Here is an 8,933-nt window from a genome sequence, read left to right as displayed (position 1 = left end):
CGCCGCATGCTGATTGGCCGGGAGCTGATTGGCGCGTAGCCGCACAAATTGATTTGCGTTAAGCCTCGCCCCGAACGGTGGGAGAGTCGCAATGCGCGTGACGTTGATCCTGCTGGCGCTGGCCAGCATGACCGCGTGCAAACAGCAAGCCAATAAAGCGGAGGAGCCGGCCAAGCCGGCGGCGCTGACCTGGGAAGGTGCCGACTATAAAGATGAGGCCGCCAAGCTGGCGCATGGTAAGCGGCTGGCCATCATCCACGACTGCACAGGTTGCCACGGCGACAATCTGCAGGGGCTCAACGTCACAGCCGACGATCCCAATTACGGCGACATGAACGCGCCCAATGTCACGCTGCTGATGGCAAAGTATAGCGACGACGACTTCCGGAAATTCATCCGCAGCGGCGTGCCCAAGGACGGACGCGATTTCTGGTTCATGCCGGTGGAGAGCTTCCAGTTTTTAAGCGATGCGGACCTGGATGCACTGATTGCCTACCTTCGCACATTCAAACCCGAGGGAACTCAGCTGCCTCCGATCAGGAAGGGCAAGGGGTTCGAGAAAGATGTCGAACACGGCCTCGGCAACACCAAACAGCAGGTCGCGCGCTATCAGGCCGAGTCATTGCCGAACCTGGGGCAGGAGCATGAATGGGGCCGCTATCTGGTCTCGACCACCTGCACCGGCTGCCACAACAGCCAGCTGCAGGGCTATGAAGGCTTCACGCCCAATCTCGATATTGCCGGAACCTATTCGAATGAGGAGCTGACGAAGCTGCTGACCACCGGCGAAGGCAAGACCAAGAAGGACCTTGGCATGATGTCCGGCATTGCCCGCAACCATTTCTCGCACTTCACGACCAAGGAACGGGCCGCGGTGGTCGGCTACGTCAAGGCGCGCGCCGACGCGATCGAGGACCAGGCACATGACGGGGAGCGGGACTGACGATCGGCGGCAATAGTCCCCTCCGTCAGGCCTTCGGCCCGCCACCTCCCCTGCAAAAGCAGGGGAGAAGACTAGTCTACCACACCTTCACCCGCTTCTCCGGCGCCAGGTAAAGCTTGTCGCCCGGTTTGACGTCGAACGCCGTGTACCAGGCGTCGATGTTGCGGACGGTGAGGGCGCGCCACTGCCCTGGTGAATGGCCATCGGTGGCGATGCGGCCGCGCATGGTCGCTTCGCGCATCTTCGACGCCCAGCCCTGCGCATAGGCGATGAAGAAGCGCTGGTCGCCGGTGAAGCCGTCGATGACCGGCGCTTGCCTACCGCCGAGCGAGGCCTTGTAAGCGTCATAAGCGGCGGCGAGGCCGGCGACATCGGCGATATTCTCGGCCAGCACCTGGCGACCCTTGATATGCAGGCCGGGCAGCACTTCGTAAGCGTCATATTGGGCCACCAAGGCCTGGCCGGCAGCGTTGAACTTGGCGAGGTCCGCCGGGGTCCACCAATTCCTGAGCTTGCCGGTGGAATCGAAGGTCGAGCCGAGATTGTCGAAACTGTGGCTGATCTCATGGCCCATCACCGCGCCGATCGCGCCGTAGTTGGCCGCCGGGTCCGACCCCGCGTGATAGAAGGGCGGCTGGAGGATGCCCGCAGGAAAGTTGAGCGCATCCTGCAGCGGCAGGTTAACCGCGTTGATGATCTGCGGGACCATCCACCATTCGCCGCGATCGGGTGCCTGGCCGAGCTTGGCCAGCTGGTGGCGATATTCCTGCATCCCGGCGCGCTGTAGATTGCCGTAGGCATCGTCGGGCTTGATCTCGAGCGCCGAATAGTCGCGCCATTTGTCCGGATAGCCGACGCCGACCAGCATCGCCGATACCTTGGCGCGGGCTTCCTTCTTGGTGGCGGGCGCTATCCAGTCCAGCGCCTCGATCCGCTTGTCGAACGCCGCTTTGATATTGCTGACCATCTTGTCGATGTCGGCCTTTTCCGAGGCCGGGAAATATTTGGCGACGTAGAGCTGCCCGACCGCGTCGCCCATCAGCGCGTTCAATGAATTCTGCAGCTGCTTGTCACGCGGCCGTTCTTCCGGCGTGCCGCCGAGTGTCGTGCCGAAGAAAGCGAAGTCATCCTTGTGCATCTGGGTCGGCAGCACCGATCCGGCCTGGATAATCTGATGATAGGCGAGCCAGTCCTTCCACGCGTCGAGCGGTTCGGACGCGACCAGCGCGGCGAGCTTGCGGGTCGGTTCGGCATGCCAGACGACGATCGTCGGCACGGTCGACAGCTGCGCCGCCTGGAAGAAGGCGCCCCAGTCGAGGCCCGGCGCCTTCTTGGCGAAATCGGCCTGGGTCCAGGGGTTGTTGGCCTTGAAGCTGTCCTCGGTCTCAACAATCGTCGCATGGGCGGCGGCGATCTTGGCTTCGAGGTCATAGACGCGCTTGGAGCGCGCCTCGGCATTGTCGAGGCCGGCACCGGCCAGCATCTTGGCGATGAACGGCTTATAGGCATCGCGGATCTTGGCCATCTCCGGATCGGGCGACGTGTAATAGTCGCGGTCGGGCAGGCCGATGCCGCCCTGAAGCAGATAGGGAACATCCTTCGACGGGTCGGACATCGACTGGGTGACGAAGATGCCGAACAGGTTCGGGGTCTGGAGAGTGGTGGCATTGAGCGGATCGACGTCGGCGCGAATGGTCGAACCGATCGCGGTAGCGAGCGCCTTCTTGTCGGCGATAGCCTCGAACCGGTCGATATCGGCCTTGAGCGCGGGCAGGGTGCGCTGGTCGATGCCGGCCTGGTCCATATAGGCAGCGCGGAAGTCGGCCAGCTTGCGCTCGTTGGTGCCCGCGGCTGCGTCGGATTTGGCAATGTCGGCCATCAGGCCGTCCATGCGCTTCTCCAATTCCTGCTGGGTGACGAACGAGGAGCTGATCGAGCCGCGGTCGGCGGGGATTTCGCTGGTCTTGAACCAGGTGCCGTTGGCGTAGAGGAAAAAGTCGTCGCCCGGCTTCACGCTCTTGTCCATCGCGGCGAGGTCGAGGCCCGACTTGTTGGCCGCGGCCTGCTCGGTCGTGGTGTCGGTCGTGCCCTTGCAGGCGCTGACGGCGAGGGCCGGAACGGCGCTGGCGAGCAGCAGGGCGATCAACTTCGTGCGCATATTCTTCTCCCTAGGCGCGGGCGGACTTTGCTGCCGCCGCTTTGCAAGTCGCACTGGGGACGCTACGCGCAGGGCTCCAGAAGGTTTCGACAAACGGGGATGCATGGGCGACGTAGCAGGGCAATTCTGCCACCCCTCCACCAAGCTGCGCTTGGTCCCCCTCCCCCGGCGGGGGAGGAATAGATGAGCGCACCGCGGCTCGACACGAAGATCGACCTGTCGTCGGACGAGGCGCGCGCTCGCGCCGCGCACAATCGCGCGCTGGCCGAGAAATTGCGCAAGGATGTCGCCAAGGCGGCCAAGGGCGGCACCGAGAAGTCGCGCGAGCGCCATGTCTCGCGCGGCAAGCTGCTTCCCCGCGACCGGGTCGAGCGATTGCTCGATCCCGGCTCGCCGTTCCTGGAGATCGGCCAGCTCGCTGCCTGCGACCTCTATCACCGCGAAGTGCCGGGGGCGGGGATGATTGCCGGCATCGGCCGCGTGTCGGGGCGGCAGGTAATGATCGTCTGCAACGATGCCACGGTGAAGGGCGGCACTTACTATCCGATGACGGTCAAGAAGCATCTCCGCGCCCAGGAAATCGCGCGGGAGAACCGCTTGCCTTGCGTCTATCTGGTCGACAGCGGCGGGGCGAACCTGCCGCACCAGGCCGAAGTCTTCCCCGACCGCGAGCATTTCGGCCGCATCTTCTACAACCAGGCGCAATTGAGCTCGCTCGGCATCCCGCAGATCGCCTGCGTGATGGGGAGCTGCACCGCCGGCGGCGCCTATGTTCCGGCGATGAGCGACGAGAGCGTCATCGTCCGCAACCAGGGAACCATCTTCCTCGCCGGCCCGCCGCTGGTGAAGGCCGCGACGGGCGAGGAGATCACGGCCGAGGAACTGGGCGGCGGTGATCTCCATGCGCGCAAGTCGGGCGTGGTCGACCATCTCGCCGAGAATGACGAACATGCGCTGACCATCGTCCGCGATATCGTCTCGCATCTGGGCGGCGAGGATGGGGCGGGGATCGAACTGCGCGAGCCGCGTCCGCCGCTGTATGACGCCGAAGAGCTTTACTCGATCATCCCGGAGGATGTCCGCGCGCCGTATGACGTGCATGAAGTGATTGCGCGGATCGTCGACGGCAGCGAATTCCACGAGTTCAAGGCGCTCTACGGATCGACGCTCGTATGCGGCTTCGCCCATATCTGGGGGATGCCGGTGGCGATCCTCGCCAACAATGGCGTGCTGTTCAGCGAGAGCGCGGTGAAGGGCGCGCATTTCATCGAGCTAGCCTGCCAGCGGCGCATTCCGCTGCTGTTCCTGCAGAACATCTCGGGCTTCATGGTCGGCGGCAAATATGAAGCGGAGGGCATCGCCAAGCATGGCGCCAAGCTGGTCACTGCGGTCGCCACCGCCACCGTGCCCAAGGTCACGATCCTGATCGGCGGCAGCTTCGGCGCCGGCAACTACGGCATGTGCGGCCGCGCCTACAGTCCTCGCTTCCTGTTCACCTGGCCCAACAGCCGGATCAGCGTGATGGGCGGCGAGCAGGCGGCAAGCGTGCTGGCCACGGTCCACGCCGATGCGGCCAAATGGACGGCCAAGCAGACCGAGGAGTTTAAGCAGCCGATCCGCGAAGACTACGAGGCGCAGGGCAACCCGTGGCACGCCACCGCGCGGCTGTGGGACGACGGCATCATCGACCCGGCGCAGACGCGGGACGTGCTCGGCCTGGCCTTCGCGGCTTGCCTCAACGCGCCGATCCCCGAGCGGCCGCAGTTCGGCGTGTTCAGGATGTAGGCTTTTGCCAGATCGAGTACCTATCCCTCGACCTGTGCAACGGGCGCTACTGTTGGCGAACCGACACGCTTGTTGCGTCTGTCAAAAGACGCGTGTTCAGATCCACCATATAGACGGCGATCCGAGCAACAATGATCCTAAGAACCTGGCCGCCGTCTGCCTAGAACATCATGATATGGCGACGGCAACTTCTGGCCTCACTAAGAAGCTCAAGCCCGACGACGTTAGAGCCTACAAGGAAAAGTGGGAGGCGGCGTGCGCGTGCGACATCCTCGCTTTGGCTCGGAAGCGATTCACCTTTTACTACTGTATCTACAAGAACCCGCAGAGGCTCAGAGAGGCTTATGCGGCGCTCGCGGAGAGTGAACGACAAGCCGCCGTATTGCGAGTTCTTGACCGCCTGACCGGCGAGCAAGAGATTAAGGCGAAGGACGACCTTTGGGGCATGAACGCCGTTCCTGAAGTCAATGAATGGACCAAGCTTGCGGTCAGGTCGGTCTACATGGGGGAACCCCATCCGTCGTTCGTGAAGCAGTTCAAACCGCATCCACTTGATCCGCACTATTCTACCGAGACGCCCACTCAGGATGCATTGGCGGCCTATCACCTGTACGATCTTTGGTGTCAGGTCGTTGGTCAAACGCTTGCGGAGGCCCGGGGCACAATGCCCTTGGAGGACCTGTATCTCTATGAGACTGAAGAAGAGCTAGACGACTTTGCCGGACAACTCGTCACTTTCAGGCTTTCCATTCGCGGCAAGAACATTGCATTGCCCCGCCAGTGGGAGGAGGTTCCCGTTGGCACGCTCACCGCGACGGCGAAGGTGAGTGGACGTCGAGTTAAGGTAAAAATGCAGATCCGGACAATGTACATGTTCTCCGACACGTCAGCGATAAACCTTGCGCGTGGGCGCATAAGCGGACTCGGCATATTTCAAGGCGGCGTTGTGGAGGGCGACACCGTCGAACTCATAGTTGTGCCGTTGTTGATCGGCGCAGGTGGGTGGAACTTGTATCCAGAACAATACCCTAGGGAATATCGATGATTTCGACCCGTACCAATTGGACCCGCGCCGAAATCGCGGAGCTTTTCGACCGGCCGTTCACCGAGCTCGTGTTTCGCGCGGCGGAGGTGCATCGCGCCAATCACGCGCACGCCGAGGTGCAACTCTGTACCCTGCTGTCGATCAAGACCGGCGGCTGTCCGGAGGACTGCGGCTATTGCTCGCAATCGGCGCACGCCAAGAGCGGGCTCAAGGTCGAGAAATTGATGGATGTCGACGCGGTGCTGGCGGCGGCGGCCGAGGCCAAGGCGCATGGCTCGCAGCGCTTCTGCATGGGCGCGGCGTGGCGCGAGCCCAAGGACCGCGACATGGGCAAGGTTTGCGAGATGGTCGCGGGGGTGAAGGCGATGGGGCTGGAGACCTGCATGACGCTCGGCATGCTCAGCGGCGACCAGGCGAGGGCGCTGAAAGACGCCGGCCTCGACTATTACAACCACAACATCGACACCTCCCCCGAACATTATGGCGAGATCATCACCACCCGGACCTTCCAGGAGCGGCTCGACACGCTGGCGGAAGTGCGTGAGGCCGGGATCAGCGTCTGTTGCGGCGGGATCGTCGGCATGGGCGAGAGCCGCGAGGACCGGGTCGGTTTCATCCACGCGCTGGCGACCCTGCCGCGCCACCCCGAAAGCGTGCCGATCAACGCGCTGGTGCCGGTCAAGGGCACGGTGCTGGGCGACATGTTCGCCGGCGAGCGGATGATCGACGACATCGAATTCGTCCGCACCGTCGCGGTGGCGCGGATCACCATGCCGCGATCGATGGTCCGCCTGTCGGCCGGGCGCGAAAGCATGTCCGAATCGACCCAGGCGCTCTGCTTCCTCGCCGGCGCCAATTCGATCTTCACCGGCGACAAGCTCCTCACCACCGCCAACGCCGGCGACAGCGCGGACACCGCCCTGCTCGCCAAGCTTGGGCTCAGGCCGATGGAGGCGGAGGAGCCGATGCGGAGCGAAGCGGCATGATCAAATCCCTCCTCATCGCCAACCGCGGCGAGATCGCCTGCCGGATCATCCGTACCGCGCGGAAGCTGGGGATCCGCACGGTCGCGGTCTATTCGGACGCCGACGCCAAGGCGCTGCACGTCCGCATGGCCGACGAGGCGGTGCATATCGGCCCGTCGCCTGCACGCGAGAGCTATCTCGTCGGCGAGAAGATCATCGCCGCGGCCAGGGCCACCAAGGCGCAGGCGATCCACCCGGGCTACGGGTTCCTGAGCGAAAATGCCGACTTTGCCGAGGCGGTGATCAAGGCGGGACTGATCTGGGTTGGCCCCAAGCCGGACAGCATCCGCGCCATGGGCCTCAAGGATGCGGCCAAGAAGCTGATGGCCGACGCCGGCGTGCCGGTGACACCGGGCCATCTTGGCGAGGACCAGGACCCGAAGCGCCTCAAGAAGGAAGCCGACGCGATCGGCTATCCGGTGCTGATCAAGGCGGTCGCGGGCGGCGGCGGCAAGGGCATGCGGCGGGTCGGCCGCGCGAAGGACTTTGCCGACGCCCTCGACAGCTGCAAGCGCGAGGCGGCGTCGAGCTTCGGCGACGATCGGGTGCTGATCGAAAAATACATCCTCTCGCCGCGCCACATCGAGGTGCAGGTGTTCGGCGACAGCCACGGCAATGTCGTCCATCTGTTCGAGCGCGACTGTTCCCTTCAGAGACGTCACCAGAAGGTGATCGAAGAGGCTCCCGCGCCGGGCATGGACGAAGCAACGCGCAAGGCGGTGTGCGGCGCTGCGGTGCGCGCGGCCAAGGCTGTCAACTACGAGGGCGCGGGGACGATCGAGTTCATCGCCGACGCGTCGAAGGGCCTCCGCGCCGACCGCATCTGGTTCATGGAGATGAACACGCGGCTGCAGGTCGAGCATCCGGTGACCGAGGAAATTACCGGGCAGGACCTGGTCGAATGGCAGCTGCGCGTGGCGAGCGGGGAGAGGCTTCCGAAGAATCAGGACGAGCTCAGCATCAACGGCTGGGCGATCGAAGCGCGGCTTTATGCCGAGGACCCGGCGAAGGGATTTTTACCGAGCGTGGGGCGGCTCGAATATCTGGATCTTGGAGTTGCCGGCGACCTCGGGGGCGGCAAGGTCAATCGCATCGAGACGGGTGTCGAGCAGGGCGACGAAATCAGCCCTTACTACGACCCAATGATTGCCAAGCTTGTCGTTCGGGCGAAGAGCCGCAAGGCGGCCATCGAATTGCTCGCGACGAACTGTGCTGGCGTTCAGGTCTTTCCAGTCCGCACCAATGCAGGTTTTTTGGCCCGACTGCTTCGGCATCCGGGCATAGTGGCGGGTGAAGTTGCCACTGGTTTCATAAGCGCAAACGACAAGGCTCTACTTGAGGCACCCGAACTCACTCCCGACTTAGATTACAAGCTTCGGTTCTGGCTGGCCTCGCGTGGTCGAACGCAAACCCCGGTCGCCGAGCCGAGAGGTTTTCGGTTGAATAGTTCACCTCGCACCGAGCGAGCCGTATGGGTGAATGGACGCCGCACTGTGCTCGAAGGCGAGGACGGTCTTGGCGCACTGCTTTCTAATCCACTCGCCGGTGCTTCCGCCGTGCAAGGAGTCATCTCGCAGTTTGGGATTGTCGGGGACGACGATGCGGTTTTTTTCTCCGAAGGGGATGCGTTCCACGTTGAGCTGGTTTCACGCGGAACGGTTGGCGCAGCGATCGCCGACGGCGCGATCATCGCGCCAATGCCGGGCAAAGTCACCAGCGTCGAAGTCAAGCAGGGTGAAAAGGTTACCAAGGGGCAACGCTTGCTAACGCTGGAAGCGATGAAAATGGAGCATGGGCTGGCCGCGCCGTTCGACGGGGTGGTTGCCGAATTGAATGCCAAGGCGGGCGCGCAGGTGCAGGTCGATGCGGTGCTGGCGGTGGTTGAACCCGCCAGTTCCCCTGCGTAGGCAGGGGCCCAGTCATCGCAAGCGTAGCGCCGCGATTCACTTTTTGGCCCTTCGGGCGTCTGGGCCCCGG

At 63.5% G+C, this 8,933-nt stretch carries 6 protein-coding genes; 5 read left to right on the top strand and 1 reads right to left on the bottom strand.

Going from position 1 to position 8,933, the window contains the following annotated elements; genetic code table 11:
• Nucleotides 1-91 precede the first annotated feature (91 nt).
• The gene (locus tag Q0C64_RS06710; RefSeq protein ID WP_294121809.1) at nucleotides 92-943 is read left to right on the top strand and encodes a c-type cytochrome; all 852 of its coding nucleotides are present in this window, start codon (nucleotides 92-94) and stop codon (nucleotides 941-943) included.
• A 76-nt stretch (nucleotides 944-1,019) separates the two neighbouring features.
• Here the strand turns inward: Q0C64_RS06710 and Q0C64_RS06705 are convergent, their stop codons facing one another.
• Nucleotides 1,020-3,101 carry a M13 family metallopeptidase gene (locus Q0C64_RS06705; RefSeq protein WP_294121806.1) on the bottom strand — a complete coding sequence of 694 codons (2,082 nt, stop codon included), beginning with the start codon at nucleotides 3,099-3,101 and terminating at the stop codon, nucleotides 1,020-1,022.
• Nucleotides 3,102-3,284: 183 nt separating this feature from the next.
• Here Q0C64_RS06705 and Q0C64_RS06700 point away from each other — a divergent pair, with 183 nt between their 5' ends.
• From Q0C64_RS06700 to Q0C64_RS06685, 4 genes are read left to right on the top strand one after another with little or no spacing between them, the layout of a single operon-like run.
• On the top strand, nucleotides 3,285-4,886 hold the full coding sequence (locus Q0C64_RS06700; RefSeq protein ID WP_294121803.1) for a carboxyl transferase domain-containing protein: 1,602 nt from the start codon (nucleotides 3,285-3,287) through the stop codon (nucleotides 4,884-4,886).
• A gap of 52 nt (nucleotides 4,887-4,938) precedes the next feature.
• Nucleotides 4,939-5,931: an HNH endonuclease signature motif containing protein gene (locus Q0C64_RS06695; protein WP_294121799.1), complete on the top strand. Its 993-nt coding sequence runs from the start codon at nucleotides 4,939-4,941 to the stop codon at nucleotides 5,929-5,931.
• Nucleotides 5,928-6,917, top strand: coding sequence for a biotin synthase BioB (gene bioB, locus Q0C64_RS06690; protein ID WP_294121797.1), 990 nt, complete (start codon nucleotides 5,928-5,930; stop codon nucleotides 6,915-6,917). Before Q0C64_RS06695 ends, bioB begins: the two co-directional genes overlap by 4 nt.
• Nucleotides 6,914-8,863, top strand: coding sequence for an acetyl/propionyl/methylcrotonyl-CoA carboxylase subunit alpha (locus Q0C64_RS06685; RefSeq protein ID WP_294121796.1), 1,950 nt, complete (start codon nucleotides 6,914-6,916; stop codon nucleotides 8,861-8,863). Before bioB ends, Q0C64_RS06685 begins: the two co-directional genes overlap by 4 nt.
• Nucleotides 8,864-8,933: the final 70 nt, after the last annotated feature.

It is taken from the genome of Sphingomonas sp. (assembly GCF_023266535.1).
Classification (GTDB): Bacteria; Pseudomonadota; Alphaproteobacteria; order Sphingomonadales; family Sphingomonadaceae; genus Sphingomicrobium.
This window is presented reverse-complemented; position numbering and strand designations above follow the sequence as displayed.

Bases quoted from the DNA above. Each gene is read 5' to 3' on its own strand.
- Q0C64_RS06700 (WP_294121803.1), top strand. From the start codon at position 3,285: ATGAGCGCACCGCGGCTCGACACGAAGATCGACCTGTCGTCGGACGAG.
- bioB (WP_294121797.1), top strand. From the start codon at position 5,928: ATGATTTCGACCCGTACCAATTGGACCCGCGCCGAAATCGCGGAGCTT.
- Q0C64_RS06685 (WP_294121796.1), top strand. From the start codon at position 6,914: ATGATCAAATCCCTCCTCATCGCCAACCGCGGCGAGATCGCCTGCCGG.
- Q0C64_RS06710 (WP_294121809.1), top strand. From the start codon at position 92: ATGCGCGTGACGTTGATCCTGCTGGCGCTGGCCAGCATGACCGCGTGC.
- Q0C64_RS06705 (WP_294121806.1), bottom strand. From the start codon at position 3,101: ATGCGCACGAAGTTGATCGCCCTGCTGCTCGCCAGCGCCGTTCCGGCC.